The organism is Orenia marismortui DSM 5156, from assembly GCF_000379025.1.
Classification (GTDB): domain Bacteria; phylum Bacillota; class Halanaerobiia; order Halobacteroidales; family Halobacteroidaceae; genus Orenia; species Orenia marismortui.
This window is the reverse complement of record NZ_KB900619.1, coordinates 29417-49003: the sequence shown is the minus strand read 5'-3', so window position 1 is coordinate 49003 and position 19587 is coordinate 29417. Positions and strand designations below refer to the sequence as shown.

General features: G+C 32.3%; 17 protein-coding genes, 1 tRNA gene and 2 pseudogenes. 16 read left to right on the top strand and 4 right to left on the bottom strand.

Annotated features, from left to right (window positions below; all coding sequences use genetic code 11):
- Window positions 1-140: 140 nt before the first annotated feature.
- From OREMA_RS0108555 to OREMA_RS17490, 5 genes are all read left to right on the top strand, one after another.
- On the top strand, window positions 141-584 hold the full coding sequence (locus OREMA_RS0108555; protein WP_018248855.1) for a hypothetical protein: 444 nt from the start codon (window positions 141-143) through the stop codon (window positions 582-584).
- A gap of 156 nt (window positions 585-740) precedes the next feature.
- Window positions 741-887: a hypothetical protein gene (locus OREMA_RS18840; RefSeq protein ID WP_018248854.1), complete on the top strand. Its 147-nt coding sequence runs from the start codon at window positions 741-743 to the stop codon at window positions 885-887.
- 83 nt (window positions 888-970) lie between these two features.
- Window positions 971-1168, top strand: coding sequence for a hypothetical protein (locus tag OREMA_RS0108545; protein ID WP_018248853.1), 198 nt, complete (start codon window positions 971-973; stop codon window positions 1166-1168).
- Between the two features lie 233 nt (window positions 1169-1401).
- Window positions 1402-1953 (top strand): host-nuclease inhibitor Gam family protein, encoded by a 552-nt coding sequence (locus OREMA_RS0108540; protein ID WP_018248852.1) that lies wholly within the window; start codon window positions 1402-1404, stop codon window positions 1951-1953.
- Between the two features lie 127 nt (window positions 1954-2080).
- Window positions 2081-2314, top strand: coding sequence for a LysM peptidoglycan-binding domain-containing protein (locus OREMA_RS17490; RefSeq protein WP_018248851.1), 234 nt, complete (start codon window positions 2081-2083; stop codon window positions 2312-2314).
- A 264-nt stretch (window positions 2315-2578) separates the two neighbouring features.
- Here the strand turns inward: OREMA_RS17490 and OREMA_RS17485 are convergent.
- Both OREMA_RS17485 and OREMA_RS17480 read right to left on the bottom strand, forming a co-directional pair.
- Window positions 2579-3522 (bottom strand): annotated as a pseudogene (locus OREMA_RS17485) (IS30 family transposase); the annotation flags it as partial.
- Window positions 3523-3811: 289 nt separating this feature from the next.
- Window positions 3812-4809: pseudogene (locus OREMA_RS17480) on the bottom strand (IS30 family transposase).
- A gap of 443 nt (window positions 4810-5252) precedes the next feature.
- On the opposite strand from OREMA_RS17480, the gene OREMA_RS0108520 reads away from it, so the two are divergent.
- The gene (locus tag OREMA_RS0108520; protein ID WP_018248849.1) at window positions 5253-7163 is read left to right on the top strand and encodes a DNA/RNA helicase domain-containing protein; all 1911 of its coding nucleotides are present in this window, start codon (window positions 5253-5255) and stop codon (window positions 7161-7163) included.
- A 300-nt stretch (window positions 7164-7463) separates the two neighbouring features.
- On the opposite strand, the gene OREMA_RS0108515 is transcribed toward OREMA_RS0108520, so the two are convergent.
- Entirely contained in the window at window positions 7464-8384 is a 921-nt protein-coding gene (locus tag OREMA_RS0108515; protein WP_018248848.1) for a RelA/SpoT domain-containing protein, read from the bottom strand.
- 161 nt (window positions 8385-8545) lie between these two features.
- Complete coding sequence (mnmH, locus tag OREMA_RS0108510) at window positions 8546-9610, bottom strand: tRNA 2-selenouridine(34) synthase MnmH (protein WP_018248847.1); 1065 nt, start codon at window positions 9608-9610, stop codon at window positions 8546-8548.
- A 356-nt stretch (window positions 9611-9966) separates the two neighbouring features.
- Here mnmH and OREMA_RS0108505 point away from each other — a divergent pair, with 356 nt between their 5' ends.
- From OREMA_RS0108505 to OREMA_RS0108460, 10 genes are all read left to right on the top strand, one after another.
- Window positions 9967-11115: an aminotransferase class V-fold PLP-dependent enzyme gene (locus OREMA_RS0108505; RefSeq protein ID WP_018248846.1), complete on the top strand. Its 1149-nt coding sequence runs from the start codon at window positions 9967-9969 to the stop codon at window positions 11113-11115.
- Between the two features lie 229 nt (window positions 11116-11344).
- A complete protein-coding gene (gene selA / locus OREMA_RS0108500; RefSeq protein WP_018248845.1) occupies window positions 11345-12769 on the top strand; it encodes an L-seryl-tRNA(Sec) selenium transferase in 1425 nt (474 codons plus the stop codon).
- Window positions 12770-12771: 2 nt separating this feature from the next.
- Window positions 12772-14679, top strand: coding sequence for a selenocysteine-specific translation elongation factor (selB, locus tag OREMA_RS0108495; RefSeq protein ID WP_018248844.1), 1908 nt, complete (start codon window positions 12772-12774; stop codon window positions 14677-14679).
- 49 nt (window positions 14680-14728) lie between these two features.
- Window positions 14729-14827: transfer RNA gene (locus tag OREMA_RS0108490), tRNA-Sec, on the top strand.
- Between the two features lie 67 nt (window positions 14828-14894).
- Window positions 14895-15464, top strand: coding sequence for a sulfurtransferase-like selenium metabolism protein YedF (gene yedF / locus OREMA_RS0108485; protein ID WP_018248843.1), 570 nt, complete (start codon window positions 14895-14897; stop codon window positions 15462-15464).
- A 38-nt stretch (window positions 15465-15502) separates the two neighbouring features.
- On the top strand, window positions 15503-16549 hold the full coding sequence (gene selD, locus OREMA_RS0108480; RefSeq protein ID WP_157280053.1) for a selenide, water dikinase SelD: 1047 nt from the start codon (window positions 15503-15505) through the stop codon (window positions 16547-16549).
- A gap of 15 nt (window positions 16550-16564) precedes the next feature.
- Window positions 16565-16828 carry a DUF3343 domain-containing protein gene (locus tag OREMA_RS0108475; RefSeq protein WP_018248841.1) on the top strand — a complete coding sequence of 88 codons (264 nt, stop codon included), beginning with the start codon at window positions 16565-16567 and terminating at the stop codon, window positions 16826-16828.
- Between the two features lie 622 nt (window positions 16829-17450).
- The gene (locus tag OREMA_RS0108470; RefSeq protein WP_244871498.1) at window positions 17451-17909 is read left to right on the top strand and encodes a PTS sugar transporter subunit IIA; all 459 of its coding nucleotides are present in this window, start codon (window positions 17451-17453) and stop codon (window positions 17907-17909) included.
- A 20-nt stretch (window positions 17910-17929) separates the two neighbouring features.
- The gene (locus OREMA_RS0108465; RefSeq protein WP_018248839.1) at window positions 17930-18196 is read left to right on the top strand and encodes a PTS sugar transporter subunit IIB; all 267 of its coding nucleotides are present in this window, start codon (window positions 17930-17932) and stop codon (window positions 18194-18196) included.
- A 24-nt stretch (window positions 18197-18220) separates the two neighbouring features.
- On the top strand, window positions 18221-19579 hold the full coding sequence (locus tag OREMA_RS0108460) for a PTS ascorbate transporter subunit IIC (protein WP_018248838.1): 1359 nt from the start codon (window positions 18221-18223) through the stop codon (window positions 19577-19579).
- The last annotated feature ends 8 nt before the right edge of the window (window positions 19580-19587 follow it).

The window sequence follows — 19587 nt, the reverse complement described above, 5'->3', positions numbered from 1 at the left end:
AGGCAGAAGTTAGTTATTTCAAATCAGTATATATAAGCAAAGCACTCAGATTATTAAAATCTGAGTGCTTTTGCTTTTTAATAATATTTCAAATATTGATCCATAATAAGCTTACAATCAATATTTCAGGAAGTGGTGAAATGTTATTTAATATTCTTTTAGGTTTTGTACTACCTTGGATATTAGGAGTGATGATTTACAAGAAATCATCTAAAATTATTTTATTCATTGCTCCTGTTAGTGCTGTTGTAGCCAATATAATAAATACAATCTTTATCTATTATGAATTTTGGAGTGTTAAGCCTGATACTGCTAAAGGTTTAGAAAGATTACCTTATGATACTGGTGTATATGCTGTTGCAGGTAGTGCTATGGTATATTTGATTAACTATCATAGAGTGAATAATTATATAGTGATATTATTGATAAGTCTGATTACAACTCTAGGAGAAGGGTTATTGCTTTTGATTAATAGAGTTTCATACCATAAAGGGTGGAATATATACTTGACATTTCTGTCTTATTTATTTGCTTATATTGTAGTTTATATTTATTATCTGATGATAAAAGAAGAAAAATTATAAAATTAAATATATTGATAGAAGTCAAACACTGATCAATAGATGGGTGTTTTTTGTTTTAGATAATCTTCTTTGGCATTAAATTAAAAAGATGTAACATATCTTATTTTATCTACATATATTAAAAGTAATTCTAAGGTTGAAAAAGGAGGTTATCCGATGAATCAAATTTCTGAGATTGAGATGCTGATAGAGAAATATCAGTCTAAAGCTGATGATCCAAATCTTTCTAAATTCTCAAAATTAGCATATGCAAATATGATTAGAGATTTAGAATTATTTAAAAAGAATATTTTAGAGAGTTAGTTCTTCTCTTACATTATAAATTAAATTTTATGGAGAGTACTTGGCATTAAGCTAGGTATTTTTTATTTTAATGAGGTGAAAATATGAAAGAGTTAAGTGAAGAAGAGTTACTTAATGATCTATTATGTGACTTGATGATAGTAGATTTAGAGCTGCAGAAAGAAGAGATAAATTTGGGAATAATAGAGAATAAGCTTAAAGAATCGATTAGCAATTGTAAGAGCATTATTGGATTGATTAGCGATACTAAAGTTGTAGGGGAAGTTAGCAAAAATAGATAATAAGTGATATTAAAAGTGAAGATTAAAATCAAATTTCCAAAATTTAGATTAGAGCAATTAGTAACAAAGATAATAAGAGGATAAGTTTAGCTGACTTTAAAATAGGAGTTCAAGCTTCCAGAAATGGAGTTTATCAAAAATGATTAAGGGAAGAATAAATCTCTAGATTATGGCAGAGAGTATAAATAGAGAGAGAATTGTCTAAAGGCTTTGAAAGCTAAGGAGGAATAAAAATGTTTGAAGCACAAAGTGAAAATCTTTTAAGTGGGATAGTAGCAGAAGAAGTAAGTGAAGAGAATCAAGAGCAATTTATGATTAGTGATGATTCCAAAGCAGACTTGGCCTTGGAAAAGCTAAGAGAGTTAACAGCTAGAAAGAAAGAGAAAGAAGAATTGGCAGAAGAAAGAAAGCTAATGATCGATAGATGGCTGTCAGATGAAACTTCTAAGATTGATACTAAGATAGAATATTTTGAAGATTTACTAGCTGGTTATGCTAGAATGTTGAAGGAAAGAGATCCCAAGCTTAAGACTTATTCACTTCCTTTTGGTAAATTAAAGTTTAGAAAGCAGAAACCCAAGTGGAAGTATGAAGAAGGTAAATTATTGAGATTTTTGAAACTAACAGGTATAGATGTTATTAAAGTGAAAGAAAAGGTCGATAGGCAGGCATTAAAAAATATGGTTAAGATAGTGGGCAATAAAGTGGTTCATACTGAGACAGGAGAAGTTATTGATGGAGTTGAGATTGAAGAAAGAGGTGAGAAATTTAGCATAGATATTTAAATACTAATTCTCAGTCTTAATCTGATTAATATATTTTATAGCAAATGCTTTTCCCTATGGTATAAATTAACACTTCTGATTAATTTGAATATAATAGTATATATCTGATTAATTAGGGGGTGAATTTATGGGTGCTTATCCGCGTCCGCCACGTCGGCGCAGATGTCCTGTAGGGTCAAGAGAATATACAGTTAGACGAGGTGATACTTTCTTTTCAATAGCAAGGGATTTTAATACAACAGTAGCTGAACTAAGGAGATTAAATCCAAGAATCAATCCAAATAGGCTTAGACCTGGTCAAGTTATTTGCGTGCCAAGAAGAGAGCCAGGACCTCCTTGTCCTCCATGTCCACGCCAATAAGTTAAAATAGATATTGGCTCTGATATCAAAGTCTATCTAATTGAAATATTCTTATATTTAAACAATGGCAATAAATCCTTTACAAGCTATAAGGGTGTAAAGGATTTATTGTTAATTTTTTATAATAATTGATGAATAATCAATAGCTTAAAGGTTTTTTTAATCTAATGGATAAATAATTATTTATGCTAGATAAGTTGAAGTAATAATTTCTTAAATTGCAATAATAAATTGAACATTTTCAAACTGTAATAATTTGGTTATTTAGTCATAAAGAATTTGTTTTAATTTATCTTCAAATATTTCATCAGGGGTTAGGTAATCTAAGATTTTTCTTGGTAAAGTATTGCACCAGTTTTGGACTCTAGCAATAGATTCAATAGAGAATTGGTTTAGACTATTACCTTTAGGGATAAAGCGTCTTATAAGACCATTATGACGCTCATTAGTTCCTCTTTCCCATGATGAATATGGATGTGCAAAGTATACTTTAGTATCACTAATTTGCTCTAAAAATGACATTTGAGCAAACTCAGAGCCATTATCACAAGTGAAGCTTTTAAATACTTTTGGAAAACAATCTCCTGCTTCATTAACGAGCTTTAAAATAGCATCTTGAACTGCTTGAGCAGTCTTGGCAGGTATTTTACGAATAATTTCTTTACGAGTCATACGTTCTGTCATAGTAAGTAAAACTGATTCATTTTTAGTCTTTTTGCCTATCATAGTGTCAATTTCCCAGTGACCAAACTCACTACGATTATTAATACTTTCAGGGCGTTGATCTATACTTATACCAAGCTTCTTTTTATTATTTTTAGTACGATTTGTTTTTGAAGAGCGTTTAAGCTTTAAGGGTAAATCAATGTTTTTGATTGTCAATAATCCAGCGTTAACATAGTTATACAGCGTCTTAGTAGACACCATTTCTGACTTTGAAAATTTATTATGAAGTTTTGCTGCACCACATATAGCATCAAGAGAATGTCCTTTTTGGTAGAATTGTTCCACAACATAGTCAATAAAGTATTCACATTGTAAAAGCTTAAACTTAGGACCACAATTTTTGCGATTAGATTCATAAACTCTTTGACCAGTGTCAGGATAATAAGCCATAACCTTTTTATTAGCTTTAATTTGAGAAACTGTACCACGTTTAGCTCGTTTCTAATCGTATTAGAAGCTCTACCTAAACGTTTTGCAATAGCATTTGATTATTCCTAAGCAATGGGCAATAAATCTTATACAAAGCTATAGGGTTTATAAGGATTTAGTGTTAAATTTTATAATAATTGATGAATAATCAATAGCTTAAAGTTGGTTACTTTGTGGATAATTAATTATTTATGCTAGATACGTTGGAATTTTTAATTTTCTTAAATTTACAATGAAGCTTTTTTGAAAATTTACAAATCTACACAAATAATTCAAATTTCCTTAGAAAGAAATTGAATCCTAAACTTTTTTTGACGCTGATTATCACTGATTAAATTCGATTTAACCTAAGATTTTTCTTGGTAAAGTATTGCACCAGTTTTGGACTCTAGCAATAGATTCAAAGAGAGAATTGGTTTAGACTATTACCTTTAGGGATAAAGCGTCTTATAAGACCATTATGACGCTCATTAGTTCCTCTTTCCCATGATGAATATGGGATGTGCAAAGTATACTTTAGTATCACTAATTTGCTCTAAAAATGACATTTGAGCAAACTCAGAGCCATTATCACAAGTGAAGCTTTTAAATACTTTTGGAAAACAATCTCCTGCTTCATTAACGAGCTTTAAAATAGCATCTTGAACTGCTTGAGCAGTCTTGGCAGGTATTTTACGAATAATTTCTTTACGAGTCATACGTTCTGTCATAGTAAGTAAAACTGATTCATTTTTAGTCTTTTTGCCTATCATAGTGTCAATTTCCCAGTGACCAAACTCACTACGATTATTAATACTTTCAGGGCGTTGATCTATACTTATACCAAGCTTCTTTTTATTATTTTTAGTACGATTTGTTTTTGAAGAGCGTTTAAGCTTTAAGGGTAAATCAATGTTTTTGATTGTCAATAATCCAGCGTTAACATAGTTATACAGCGTCTTAGTAGACACCATTTCTGACTTTGAAAATTTATTATGAAGTTTTGCTGCACCACATATAGCATCAAGAGAATGTCCTTTTTGGTAGAATTGTTCCACAACATAGTCAATAAAGTATTCACATTGTAAAAGCTTAAACTTAGGACCACAATTTTTGCGATTAGATTCATAAACTCTTTGACCAGTGTCAGGATAATAAGCCATAACCTTTTTATTAGCTTTAATTTGAGAAACTGTACCACGTTTTAGCTCGTTTCTAATCGTATTAGAAGCTCTACCTAAACGTTTTGCAATAGCATTTGGATTCATTCCTTCGGAATGTAATAATGCAATTTGACCACGTTCATAAGCATTTAAGTGTTTATTTTTTCGGGATTTTGGTGTATCATTTAAGTAAGTCATAGTGTGCACCCTCCTGTAATTGGTTACTTTGTGGTGATTTAATTATATTACAGTTTGGTGCCCTATGGCTATTTTTATTTTGTTCAATTTGATTTTACAATGAAGCTTTTTTATGAATTTAACAAATCTACACAAATAATTCAAATTTCCTTAGAAAGAAATTGAATCCTAAACCTTTTTTTGACGCTGATTATCACTGATTAAATTCCGATTTAAACCTTAATAATCTTGTATTCTTTAAATTAAGTATATAATAATAAATTAATTCTTCAATCCTTTAGTCCTGTTAATTCGTGGCTAAAAATTATTTTAGTAAGTACTTATGTTTTAATCAAATTCTTTAATTCAATCTATATAGATAATTAATGATAAAATGATAAAGATCAAATTATAAATATTAAATAGTTGTATATAATATGAAGAAATATAGGGAGAGTAGATTTATGGCTTTTAAATGGTATAGTCAAAGTAGCAATATAAATTGTGGTGGATATGGAAGTATAGAAGATTTTCTAGATAGTAATCTAGATGAGTATCTAAGTGCTTTAGATGTGTTTGTAAATAGCAATTTAGAATTTAAAGTTGGAGATCCACAGATTGAGCTTTGGAAGAATAATTATGACTTTTTAAGTGAGCAATTTAAAGGCTTGCTTCAGCTAGATCAAAGTTATAGCAAGCTATACATAGCCTTTGAATATTTATTTGCCAAGGAGAATGCTAGGAGAGCAGATTTGGTATTATTTTCTAAGGACAGGGTTATTATTTTAGATTTGAAGAGAAAAGCTTCTTATAACTATGATGATCTAGAAAGAGTTATATCATATCAGCGGGATTTGAGTAATTATCATCAACAGACTAGAGAAGATGAGTTAAAGCTTAAGTCTTATCTAGTATTAAAGCAGGGAATAAAGAATTATGGAGATCAAGCTGGGATTAAGATACTAAATCAAAGTAATTTCAGCAGTGAATTAAGTGCTTTAAATTTAGTCCCTGTAAGTGAGGAATATGTAGAGAGCTGGTTAAGCTCTAAGTATCAATCCTCTTCTAATATTATAGAGTCTATTGTTAAAGTATTTAAAGAAGAAAAATTAGCTGAAATTGGAAGTGTTAAAGGAAGAGAGATTAGAGATACAATAGATTATTTAAAGCAGATTATTCATTATAATGAGGTTAAGTATAAGCAGAAGAATTTGGTCTTTCTTAGAGGAGTACCTGGCTCAGGTAAGACTTTGGCTGCTATAAAGTTGATCCATGATTATAATAATTATAAGTTGAGAAAGGATAATAATCCATTAGCAGCAGTTTACTTATCAAAAAATGGAAGCTTAATCAGTATCTTAAAGGATAAATTAGCTGAAATTCCAGGAGACTTAAAATCATCTCTACGAAGTGTTTATAGTTATAAGAGGGAACATATGAATAATCCTAAGGTTCCTTTGGAGAATGTACTAATCTTTGATGATGCCCAAAGAGCTTGGGATGAAAAACGGATGAAGAGCAGTGATTCAGAAGCTGATGTGCTGCTAAAGACTGGCCATAAGATTTATAGAACTAAGGGCAGTGCAACAATAATCTGCTTAATCGGAGCAGGACAAGCTATACATACTGGTGAAGAAGAAGGGATTGAACTATGGCAAAAAGCCTTAAGTAAGAGAGGGATTAATAATTGGAATGTATATTGCTCTGCTGAGTATGAAGACCTCTTTAAAGATGCAGCAAGTCTAACAGTAGATCAGAGCTTAAGTCTTGATTATTCTATTAGAAACAATTTAATAGATACAAGTCCATGGATAGAAGCTCTACTTCAAGGTGATCTTAGGAGTGTAAGTGAGAATTTAGCTAGGATATATGAAGATGGTTTGGTTTTGAGGATAACTAGAGATTTTCAAAAAGCCCAAGATTTTGTCAAAAAGCAGGAGACTGAGCATAAGGATATTAGCTATGGATTGTTGATTTCATCTAAGGTTAGAGATAAGGATGTGAAGTATAAGATAAATGGTGGTCGTTATTATGGAAGTTTTATGAAGCCTGAAGAGGTTGAAGAGTGGTTTAAAGGTAAGAATAAGCATTTAAATCAAGGGGCTTCAGAATTTGCTTGTCAAGGATTGGAGTTAGATTATCCAATAGTCTGCTTTGGAGGTGACTATTATTATAATGGTCAAGAGTGGGAGATAGAAGAGGGAGTTAGAAGGTATAATGCTAGTAAGTATAAAGATTTTTCTAAGATAGTTGAGAATGTCTATCGAGTATTATTGTCAAGAGCTCGTAAGGGGATGGTGATTTATATTCCAGAACTTGATAGATTGGATAAGACTTATGAATTTTTAGTGAAGGCGGGGCTTTGGGAGTTGTAGGATTGACAAATTAATATAAAATTTTATGAACTAGGAATTAAAAATAATTTTGACACAGACTAAGTTTTTGATCAAAAAGTAGATAAAGGTTGAAAAAATGGAATCATTGTGAATTTTAATTCATGATTTGATCAGATTTTAGTCTGCGTCTAAAAAGGTGTTATTTTTTAAGGAGTTATGCATTTAATTATGATTTAAAATTTAAGTTTAATGATTATAGAAGAGTGGATGAACTTATCCAAAAAGTATTTTTTAGTTTCATAAGGTTGATATTCTTTTTACAGTTTAAATTTGTCTACCTTACTTATTCCTTGGATTGGATGTCTTAATTAAATTTCCCATCAAGCCTACTATATTATCATTAATAGTTATCTCATTAAGTCTTGCTATAAGTTCTTCTTTATCCTCTGAAGTTATAGTTGCCTTTTCTTCAATATTATTCTTCAATTCATTGATCTGCTTGTTCTTCAAATCTATTATCCGTTCATACTCACTTTCCATTTTAGTCCAGTTTCTATTAAGTAGATTGATGAAGGAAGCCATCTCATCTGAACTACCAACTATTCGATTAAGCAATAATAGATTCAAGGCTAATACCTCTGGGATCTCTTGGTGGGAATATCTTAGTTGATGATCTATTTCACCATAACCTTCTTCAAAGATTGTCCTAACTTGAATCTCAGTGATAACCTTCTGATTGGTTGGAAAGAACTCGATCAAATAATGTACCGAGCGATAGCCTGATTTTCTAGATTTAATCTGAATATTTAACTCTTCAAATCTTTTGGTATCGTCACCTTCACGAACATTGGCAGTTATCTCAATAACCTTCCAAGTCTTTGAGATGAAGTTATGTATCTTTTCCCAATCATCTTTAAAGATATGTATAGCTCTAACTCCGATTAAATCAGTGATCTCCTCTTTATAGTTATCAATAGAGAACTGAAAATTTTCTCCATACTTCTCCTTTCGATTAGGTGTCTTTCTAATAATCTTTTCAATTAAATGGTCAGGATCTTTGACTCTAGATTTTACTGAATGTATCTTCTCATGCCTTCTAAGAGTATTGGCGATAAAGTCAGCCTGGGTTTCATAGCTGGTTCTATATGTATTAAAGTCATGATATATCTCCATTAAAGTATTCCAATCTATCTGAGCTTTGCTGATATCATCTTTACTTAGATGATATTTTTTTAAGAAGTCTTTTTGCTTAAAGTCCATTCTATACCTCCTATGTATAATCTGATAATTATAGCTTTAAATTTCAGTTGATTTTCTAGATACATCTTCTATTATAACATTGTTAAAGAGTAATTTCATTCTTAGTCAATAGTTAAGACCTTTGCTAAAAAATAAGATGGTATGTTTGAGACATACCACCTTTAATTAAGAGATTGATTTATAAAATCAATTATTCTCTGATTGATTTTAGCTAGATTATCTTCTTGGATTTCTAGTTCAAAGTTATCGTATTTGTCTTGAGAATATTGATATAAGGGATCATAGTAATTTTCTAGAATGAAGCTGACTACCTTTTCTAGTTCACCATCTTGGCAGAGGTTAATTAATCTCTCATAATTCTTCTTACCTGTCTTTTTAATAATATGTTTTTGGATTGCACTAATAGATTCTACAGCTTGATCAATTAGGCTTTGATAATCTTCTTCATAACTACCTTTATATTCATCAATAATTAATTTAACTCTGCTGCTTAGAGATCTTTGAATCAAGATGTGAATTCCATTAGCAATAGCCTCTAATAGAAATTCAGGGACAACTGAAATACCGACCCTTTTACTTTCGGCTTCTATAGCAATTATACTTTCGTCTTCAAGTTCTTGTAGCTTCTCCCATAGTAATGAATCAAACATCTTAGGATTGGTAGGTTGCCCAAGCCCCATGCTACCAAAAGCAGACCCACGATGATTTGCTAAACCTTCTAGATCAATGATAGGAATTCCAGCTGCTTCTAGTCGATAGAGTAGTTCAGTTTTGCCTACACCTGTAAATCCATGGAGTACTACTAATCTGCTCTGAAGCTTATAATTTTCTAATTCATCTAAGATAAAATGGCGATAGCTTTTATAGCCTCCAGTTAATTTATAGACTTTTAAGCCAGCCAATTTGCAAAAAACAGCAATACTTTCGCTTCTCATTCCACCTCGGGCACAGAAAACAACTACATCTTTATACTCTTTAGTTAATCTTTTGATCTTTCTAATAAAACTAGGAATCTTAGGTGAAACTAGATCAACTGCCAGTAATCTTGCTTCAGCAGGGCTTTTTTGAGTATAGATTGTTCCTATTTTGCTATGCTCTTGATTAGTGAAAATAGGAATATTAATAGCATCTGGTATAGTAGATTCAGCAAACTCTTTGGGAGTTCTAACATCGATATAGGCTATGGAATCTTTATCTAATGTTTCTTGATAAGTTATAGTTTTCATTTTCAACGCTCCTATTTAGTTTAAACTTTGGATTATATTACTTTGTATTCTTTAATTATTAGATAATTCCTTTCTGAAATCACATAATATAGATATCAACATTGTTAATGTTTAGATGATTTATTATAATATTAATTAGCAGCTTGCTTTAGTAGAAAGATTGCGAGGTATAGATAATATAAAGCTTATCAATAGATAGTTTAATCAATTATGGTTAATAAATACATTATAAAGGTCCAAACTTAGAGTAGAAGTTAATAGGTTAATTTAGAATAATGTAGATTAAAAAGTATTGCAATATACTTATTAGATTTTACTCTAGGATCAGATAGTTATATTAATTGGAGGTTATTTAGGTGATATATTTAAATAATGCAGCTACAACTTGGCCTAAGCCAGAGCGAGTTTATCAAGAGATAGATAATTTCTTTAGAAATTATGGGACAAATCCTAGTAGAGGGGGGAGTTTAGGTCTTTCTATAGTAGAGAGGAAAATATTCGGAATTCGAGAGAAGTTAGCAGCTTTAATTAATGCTCAAAATTCAGCAAGGATTATATTCACCTCTGGGGCAACTGAATCCTTGAATTTAGGGATAAAGGGAATAGTGAAGAAAGGAGATCATGTTATTACTAGTTGCCTTGAACATAATTCAGTTTTACGCCCTTTAAATAAGCTAAAAAAGGATTTGGGGATTGAAGTAAGCTATATTGATGTCGATGAATTTGGAACTTTAGATCCTAAATCAGTTGCAGAAGCAATCAGAGAAGATACTCGTCTGATTATAACTAGCCATGCATCTAATGTAATTGGTACTTTGGTTGATATTAAGGAGATTGCTCAGCTAGCTAGAAAGAATAATATTCTATATATGGTAGATGCAGCCCAGACCGCTGGGGTATTTCCTATTGATCTAGAAGAGGTGGAGATAGATCTGTTAGCAATGCCAGGCCATAAATCTTTGTATGGGCCTCCAGGAATAGGTGTATTATATATTCGAGAAGGAATTGAGTTGGATACTTTAATAGAGGGAGGAACAGGGAGTAATTCCTTAGACCCTTATCAACCTCAAGTAATTCCAGATAGATATGAAAGTGGAACTCAGAATACAATTGGAATTATTGGATTGGGATCAGGGATAGATTTTATTAATCAAACTGGTCTGCTAGAGATTAAAGAGCATGAATTAGAGTTGACTGATCAGTTGCTAAAAGGCTTAACTGCTAGAGAAGAAGTTGTTGTCTATGGCAGAAAAGATACTGTTTCTAGAGCTCCGGTTGTAGCTTTTAACCTTAAGGGACAAGGAGCTGCAGAGGTAGCTTATCTATTAGAAAATAAGTATTCAATTGCTCTGCGGGCTGGACTTCATTGTGCTCCCTTAGTCCACAAATCTTTAGGAACTCTAGAACAGGGGATGATTAGAGTTAGTTTCTCTTATTTCAATACTAAACAGGATGTAGAGGCCCTGTTAAAGGCTATAGATGAAATACTAAAAGAAATTAAGTAATTAATTTATTGTGCCAATAGAGATAGGAGATAGGGGATAGGAGATAGGGGATAGGAGATAGGGACTAGATAAACCCTAACTCCTATGCCCTAGAGCCTAACACCGAAAATTGTTGCACTATACCCATTACAAGATACTTTCACACAGTATTGATTATTATGATTTATTCTTAAAATTGATAGAATAATACAAGATTTATCCTAAGCTTTTCTTGAAAGGAGTATATTTGATGGAAGATAAAAGAAGGTCTTATTTAAGAGAAATTCCAGCTGTGAATGATTTATTAGCCGAAGATTTAGGTCAAGAGTTAATAGCAGAATATGGCCATCAGTTACTGGTAGAAGAGATCAGATCTTTATTAGGTCGATTAAGGAAGAAGATATTAGATGCCAGTTTAGCAGAGTTAGAAGCTAAGTTAATTGATCTAAGGAAGAGCAAAATCTTAAAAGAAGTTAGAGAAGAACTTAGAGTTCAGAAAAGTTCTAAGCTAATGCCTGTAATTAATGCTACTGGTGTAGTAATCCATACAAATCTTGGTCGTTCCCTCTTATCTCAGTCTGCTCAAGTGGCTTTAGAACAGGTGAGTAAGAATTATTCAACTTTGGAGGTTGACAGAGTTAGTGGTGAGCGTGGTTCTCGCTATGAAGTTGTAGAAGGAATTTTAAAAGAATTAACTGGAGCAGAGGCTGCTTTAGTAGTCAATAACAATGCAGCAGCAGTCTTATTGATTTTAAGTACTTTAGCTAAAGATAAAGAGGTAATAATTTCAAGGGGGCAATTAGTAGAGATCGGTGGTTCCTTTCGGATTCCAGCTGTAATGGAACAGAGTGGAGCTGAATTAAAAGAGGTAGGATGTACTAATAAGGTTCATTTAACAGATTATCAAGAGGCAATTAGAGAAGAGACTGCCTTGATCTTGAAGGTTCATACTAGTAATTATAAGGTTGTGGGCTTTACTAAAGAAGCAAGCCTTAAAGAATTAGTTAATTTGGCTCACCACTATGATTTACCAGTAATTGAAGATCTAGGCAGTGGTAGCTTAGTAGATTTAAGGCCTTGGGGTTTAAGTTATGAACCTACAGTACAAGAAAGTATTGCAGCTGGAGTTGATATATTAAGCTTTAGTGGTGATAAATTATTAGGAGGTCCACAGGCTGGAATTATTGTTGGAAAGAAGAAATATATCGATCAGATGAAAGAACATCAATTAAATCGAGCCTTAAGAGTAGATAAATTTACCTTGGCTGCCTTAGAAGCTACCTTAGCAGAGTATAGAAATTTAGCAGGAGTGCAGCAAAGGATCCCTACTCTTAAAATGTTGACTATTTCCCTTGAAGAATTAAAGGCAAAAGCAGAAGATTTACTTTTGCTTCTTAGAAATCAGCTTTCTTCTGACTTTAAAGTTGAGTTAAGAAGAGGTAATTCACAAGTTGGGGGAGGGGCTTATCCTACTGAAAGATTAGAAACTTATGTAATTGACTTATCCAGTGAAAAGTATAGTGTTCAAGATTTAGCTCAGAGTTTAAGGCTTAATAATCCTCCTATATTTACTAGAATCTATCAAGATGCACTTATTTTTGATTTGCGGACTATTCAAGAAGAAGACTTTGAGCAGATAGCTAAGGCCTTTGAAGAAATTCTTAGGGAGGAATAAAAGTGAAGAAGAATTTAATTATTGGAACTGCAGGACATATTGATCATGGTAAAACTACCTTAATTAAAGCTTTAACAGGAATAGATACAGATAGATTGGTAGCAGAAAAGAAGAGAGGTATTTCTATTGAATTAGGCTTTAGTTATTTAGAATTATCTAATGGCTTACAGCTAGGGATTATTGATGTTCCAGGCCATGAAAAATTTATTAAGAATATGTTGGCTGGGGCAGGTGGGGTTGATTTAGCATTATTAGTAGTAGCTGCTGATGAAGGTTTTATGCCTCAGACTGAGGAGCATTTAGCAATTTTAGAGCTATTAAATGTAGAAGAAGGGATTATAGTAGTTACTAAAAGTGATCTGGTAGAAAGAGAATGGTTAGAATTGGTGATCGAAGAGATTAAAGAAGAAATTAAGGGGAGTTTTTTAGAAGGAGCACCTATCTTGTCGATCTCAGCAGTCGCAGGTCAGGGAATAGATAGCTTAAAAAGTGAGCTAGAAAGGATGACAGCTAAAATTACTAACAAGGATCAAAGAGGGAATGTCTATCTTCCTATTGATAGAGTCTTCTCTTTATCTGGGCATGGAACTATTATTACTGGAACTTTGCTTAAAGGAAGTATAAAGGTAGGAGAGAAGCTTAGAGTCTATCCTCAAGGAATAGAATCAAGAGTACGTAGTATAGAGGTACATAATCAAGAGGTTGAGGTTGCCTACCCTGGACAGAGAGTAGGAATAAATTTGGCTGGAGTGGATAGAGAGCAATTAAATAGAGGAGATGTTCTAGCTACTATAGATACTTTAGTAGCTACTAAATATCTTCATGCTCAATTAAAATTGCTATCTACTGCTCCATTAGTTCTAGAGTCTGGGCAGCGGATTAGACTACATTTAGGAGCAAAAGAAGTATTAGGGAGAGTACATTTATTGAATCAAAAAGAGTTGTATCCTGGGGAGACTGCTTTGGTAGAGTTTAAATTAGAGGAAGAGGTAGTAGCAAATTCTAAAGAGCCTTATATTCTAAGGCGTTATTCTCCAATGACCACAATCGGTGGTGGTGAGATTTTAGATAATAATCCTACTCTTCACCGCAAATTTGATGATAAAGTAATTGAGACTTTAGAAATTAAGGCTAAAGGAAGTTTGGAAGAAAGAATAGAACTAGAGTTAAAGCTCTCTGACCATAGACCTTTATTAGTTTCAGATTTAATTAAAAAAACAAGCCTAGATGCTAGAAGGCTGAATTCAACCTTGTTAGATTTAAAAGCTCGAAGGCAGGCTATAGAATTGAAAACAGGTATAGAATCAACTTGGCTACATATTGAGCATTATCTGAGCTTAAAAGCAGAAACATTAAAAAATTTAGAAGAGTATCATCAACAGTATCCTTTGAGATTGGGAATGGCTAAAGAAGAATTAAGAACTAAGCTTGCTCTTAAATTATCTGTTAATGAATATGATCTTATATTAGAGGAATTAGAACAGAAGGAGAAGATAGAGGTAAATAGTTCTTTAGTAAAATTAAGAGAATTTAAAGTTAAATTAAATCTAAAGGAAGAGAAAATTAAGGAGGAAATCATTAAAACTTATCAAGAAGCTGGATTTATCCCTCCTAAAATAGAAGAAGTAATAGATAGGTTTAGAGAAGAAAGCCTAGTAAAAGATATAGTTGATCTGTTAGTTGAAAGAGAAGAGTTAATTAAAATTAATAGTGAAATATATATGCATGATCAATATTTTAGAAGAAGTGAAAAGATACTTAAAGATTATTTAGAAGAAGAAGGAGAGATTGAGTTAAGAGAATTTAGAGATCTATTAAAGAGTAGCCGCAAATATACACAGTTATTATTGGAATACTTTGATCAACAAGGCCTTACTAAGCGGATTGGTGATCAGAGAATATTACTATAGGCAAATTGATATTTATTCTTTAATATGATAAAATTATCATTATAATTGTGGGAATAGCTGTATCCATGGTGGATGCCACAGACTTCAAATCTGATGGCAGGTGACTTAAGTTATCTGTGGTGGGTTCGATTCCCACATATTCCCGCCAATATGATTTATCTAAATCAGGTATGAAGGCCTGATTTTTCTTTATATAATTGAGAGGGGTGTTAATTTTGAAAAAGATAGATGCACGTGGCTTAGCTTGCCCTAAACCAGTGATTGAGACTAAAAAGGCACTAGAAGATTATTCAAAGGTAGTTGTAACTGTAGATAATAAAGTAGCAGCTGATAATGTAAGTAAGTTAGCTACAAAGTTGGGTGCTCAGGTAAGTGTTTTAGAAGAGGAAAGAGAATTCATCTTAACAATTATTCAAAATGGAGATCATAGTCAAGAAAGTAATACTGATAAGCTAGGAAAAGTTTATTTTATTAAATCAGATACCTTAGGAGAAGGGGAGCAAGAGCTGGGAGAGGTATTAATGAAGGGATTTATTGCTACTTTGCTAGAGGTTAATCCTTTGCCAGATAAGATTATATTTATAAATTCTGGGGTTAAAGTTCCTACACTTAATGCAGAAGCTAAAGAAAATTTACATAAATTAGAGCAACAAGGAGTTAAAGTTCTTTCTTGTGGAACTTGCTTAGAGTATTATGGCTTGAAGGATAAATTGCAGCTAGGGAATATTAGTAATATGTATGAGATCTTAGATAGTTTAAATATGGGAGATGTAGTAGAAGTATAAATTAGTGATAAGTGACAAGATATCTATAGAATGGAGTGATGAAGGTGACTGAAAAAATTAAATTAACACAATATAGTACTACTTCTGGTTGAGCAGCAAAAATGGGCCCTGAGGCTCTGTCGCAAGTTTTGCGACAAATAGATTTTATTGCAGAAGATGATAATTTATTAGTTGGTTTAGATAAGTCTGATGATGCTATTGCTTACCAATTAAATGATCAGCAGATTATTGTTCAATCAGTAGATTTTTTTACTCCAATAGTTGATGATCCTTATCTCTTTGGTCAGATTGCTGCTGCTAATGCTTTAAGTGATATTTATGCAATGGGTGCTAAGCCCATATTAGCAATGAATATAGTAGGATTTCCTTCATGCTTAGATGATGCAATCTTAAGGGATATTTTACAGGGTGGAGCAGATAAGGTAGCAGAGGCTGGTGCAATCATAGCAGGAGGACATACTATTCAAGATGATGAACCTAAGTATGGTTTATCTGTGACAGGAGTAGCAGAGAAGGGGCAATTACTTACTAACTCTAATGCCCAAGTGGGAGATAAACTAATTTTAACTAAAGCTTTAGGAATGGGGATTATGTCTACTGCTATTAAAGGTGGATTAGCTACTGGTGGGATTGATAATCCAGTAATTAAGTCTATGACTACCTTAAATAATAAGGCTCTAGAGCCAATGCAAAAGCTTAAGGTTAATGCTTGTACTGATATTACTGGCTTTGGGCTATTAGGACATGTATGGGAGTTAGCTGCAGGAAGTAAGGTGGGAATTGAGATTTTTTCCGCTGAATTACCTATCTTTGAGGGAATTATTGATTATGCAGAGATGGGATTAGTACCTGAGGGTGCTTACAGTAATCGACAATATTTAAAGGATAAGATTAAGTTTGATGCTAATATTAAAAAGAGTTTAATTGATATTCTTTTTGATCCTCAAACTTCAGGAGGACTATTAATTTCAGTCCCAGCAGATAAAGCTGCTGACTTATTAATTGAACTTTATACTTTAGGAGTAGATAAGGCAACAGTGATAGGTGAAGTTATAGATGAAGAAGGAATTATTAGAGTTAGATAGAAAAGAGGGATAAGCTTGATAGAAGAGTATAATTTATTGGTCTTTAATTCAACACACCACTCCTTACAAGCTGAAAAGTTTCTTAAAGCTAATGGATATAAGATCATGATGATTCCTATTTTACCTGAGATTAGTGCAGATTGTGGGATGGCTATTAAAACAGAGGTTAAGGATGTTGAAATAACTTCTCTGCTAGAGGATAATAAGATTGAATTTGCTGCTTTTTATCATGTGCTAAAAGAAGGTTTAGAAAAACGGATTAAAAAGATTAGCAAGTAGATTTAAGATAAAAATTTAACAGATTAAAAATATAATAAAGCTAATAAGAAAAAGTAAGCTATTAAATCATAGAGATTGGCATTTATGCCAATCTCTTTTTAGTTTTTGTATAAATTATAGGAGAACAAGAGATTTGTGATATTATATCGATCTATTAAAGTAATGTTTAATCTATGGCTCTGGAGAATATTAAGGTCAAATTATGAGCTATCTTCATCTTTAAAATGGGTAATAATGTAAAAGATATTTTGAATTTATAGCTTTTGCCATAATTACTTAGAAAGAAAATGAACTAATTAATCATTGTTTTTTAGTTATAGAATTAATATAAATAACTTAAGAAGATCTATTATCATCTTTAGCTTAAATAGAAGATTAATCTCTTAATCCCTATAGTTATTATTAAGTAGTATAAAGGTATTATTTAACTCAGAATTTTAAAAAGTAAGTTATAAATTATAATTATAGTTTTAGCGATAATTTCATTGTAAATATTATAAATTTGCCACAATTTTTTAGAATAGAAAAGCAACAATGATAGATTGAATCTCTGCTTTATAGCTTGTAAAATAGAAGTAACAGAAAAGAGTTAAGTTGAGATTTGATTTTTAGGAAGGAGTGGATGAAGATGTTATTAGAGCTATTATCTCAAGAACGTATAGCCACTAAAGTTCGAGCAGAAAATTGGCGTGATCTTACTAGAAAAACTGGAAATATGCTTTTAAAAGATGATCTGATTAAAAGTGAATATATAGATGCAATGATTAAGTCGATAGAGGTTAATGGCCCCTATATTGTAATAGCAAAAGGGGTAGCAATTTTACATGCTAGGCCTGAAGATGGAGTTAAGGATTTGGGAATGAGTTTAGTTACCCTGGATACTCCAGTTGAATTTGGGCATGAAACTAATGATCCTGTAAAAATAGCTTTTGCTTTTTGTGCCTTGGATAGAGATAGGCATTTGGGTGCTTTATCAGAATTAATGAGAGTTTTGATGAGGGAGAATGCTGTTGATCAAATCTTTGATAAGACTACTTCACTAGAAGTATTTAAGTATATAAAAGAATCTATTACTAAATAAATTAATAAGGGGGTTTTACTATGAAAATATTAGCAGTCTGTGGTTCAGGATTAGGTAGTAGCTTTATGTTGGAGATGAATATTAAAGATGTTTTAACAGAGATAGGTATTGAAGCAGAAGTAGATCATTCAGATCTGGCATCAGCTACTCAAGATGTGGCAGATTGGTTTGTTATGGGCAAGGATATTGCCAATAGTGCACCACATCTTAATAATGTAATATCATTAGATAGTATTATTGATAAAGAGGAGTTAAAGCAGAAGTTAGAAGAGACTTTAGTTGACTAAATTAATTTAAGGGGGGGATGTATAATGTTAGATTTATTAGTTGATATTTTAAGTGTGCCATCTATATTAGTAGGTGTAATAGCTTTGGTAGGTTTACTATTGCAAAAGAAATCGGCCTCAGATGTGATTAAAGGAACTTTAAAGACTATATTAGGTTTTATTGTATTAGGTGGTGGGGCTGGAATTCTTGTAGGTGCTCTTAATCCTTTTGGAGAATTATTCCAAGCTGGATTTAATGTTCAAGGAGTTGTACCAAATAATGAGGCGATTGTTGCTTTAGCCTTAGAAGAGTATGGTACTGCTACTGCATTAATTATGGTCTTTGGTATGTTGGCTAATATTTTGATCGCTAGATTTACAAGGTTAAAATATATCTTTTTAACTGGACATCACACCTTTTATATGGCATGTATGATTGCTGTTATTTTAGTAGTGGCTGGATTTACAGGAGTTAATTTAATTTTGGTAGGTTCTTTAACTTTAGGTTTGGTTATGGCTATATTTCCTGCTTTAGCCCAACCAACTATGAGAAAGATAACTGGTAATGACAATATTGCCTTTGGCCATTTTGGCACAACTGGGTATGTATTATCTGCTTGGGTTGGTAAGTTAGTAGGAAAAGACTCAAGATCTACTGAGGAGATGGATTTACCTAAGAACTTAGGATTTTTGCGAGATAGTTCAATCTCTATTTCATTAACAATGGGAGTGTTATATATTATAGTAGCTATTGCTAGTGGAGCAAGTTATGTTGAAAGTAATCTAAGTGACGGACAGAACTTTATTGTCTTTGCAATCTTGCAAGCAATAACCTTTGCAGCAGGGGTATTTGTAATCCTACAAGGTGTAAGACTTATTTTAGCAGAAATTGTACCAGCCTTTAAGGGTATTTCTGAGAAATTAGTTCCTGATGCTAAGCCTGCTCTAGATTGTCCAATTGTATTTCCATATGCTCAAAATGCTGTATTAATTGGATTTTTATCCAGTTTTGCTGCTGGAGTTGTAGGATTATTTATCTTAGGTCAACTAAAATGGACTTTAATCTTGCCAGGGGTGGTACCTCACTTCTTCTGTGGAGCTACAGCAGGTGTATTTGGTAATGCAACAGGGGGTAGAAGAGGAGCGGTTTTAGGAGCCTTCTCTCATGGTTTATTAATTACTGCACTACCAGTAATGTTGATGCCTGTACTAGGAAGCTTAGGTTTTGCTAATACTACATTTTCTGATGCTGACTTTGGCTTAGTTGGAATTATCTTAGGGAAGATGGCAGATTCCTTAAGTAAAGGTATGATAACAAGTATAATTGTTGGAGTAGTTGTTGTTATTGCTTTAATTTCTATAAAATTCAAAGCTAAGCAGGAGGAAATCACAGAGGAAATTTAGGAGGGTAT

Bases quoted from the DNA above. Each gene is read 5' to 3' on its own strand.
- OREMA_RS0108555 (WP_018248855.1), top strand. From the start codon at position 141: ATGTTATTTAATATTCTTTTAGGTTTTGTACTACCTTGGATATTAGGA.
- OREMA_RS18840 (WP_018248854.1), top strand. From the start codon at position 741: ATGAATCAAATTTCTGAGATTGAGATGCTGATAGAGAAATATCAGTCT.
- OREMA_RS0108545 (WP_018248853.1), top strand. From the start codon at position 971: ATGAAAGAGTTAAGTGAAGAAGAGTTACTTAATGATCTATTATGTGAC.
- OREMA_RS0108540 (WP_018248852.1), top strand. From the start codon at position 1,402: ATGTTTGAAGCACAAAGTGAAAATCTTTTAAGTGGGATAGTAGCAGAA.
- OREMA_RS17490 (WP_018248851.1), top strand. From the start codon at position 2,081: ATGGGTGCTTATCCGCGTCCGCCACGTCGGCGCAGATGTCCTGTAGGG.
- OREMA_RS0108520 (WP_018248849.1), top strand. From the start codon at position 5,253: ATGGCTTTTAAATGGTATAGTCAAAGTAGCAATATAAATTGTGGTGGA.
- OREMA_RS0108515 (WP_018248848.1), bottom strand. From the start codon at position 8,384: ATGGACTTTAAGCAAAAAGACTTCTTAAAAAAATATCATCTAAGTAAA.
- mnmH (WP_018248847.1), bottom strand. From the start codon at position 9,610: ATGAAAACTATAACTTATCAAGAAACATTAGATAAAGATTCCATAGCC.
- selA (WP_018248845.1), top strand. From the start codon at position 11,345: ATGGAAGATAAAAGAAGGTCTTATTTAAGAGAAATTCCAGCTGTGAAT.
- OREMA_RS0108470 (WP_244871498.1), top strand. From the start codon at position 17,451: ATGAAGATGTTATTAGAGCTATTATCTCAAGAACGTATAGCCACTAAA.
- OREMA_RS0108465 (WP_018248839.1), top strand. From the start codon at position 17,930: ATGAAAATATTAGCAGTCTGTGGTTCAGGATTAGGTAGTAGCTTTATG.
- OREMA_RS0108460 (WP_018248838.1), top strand. From the start codon at position 18,221: ATGTTAGATTTATTAGTTGATATTTTAAGTGTGCCATCTATATTAGTA.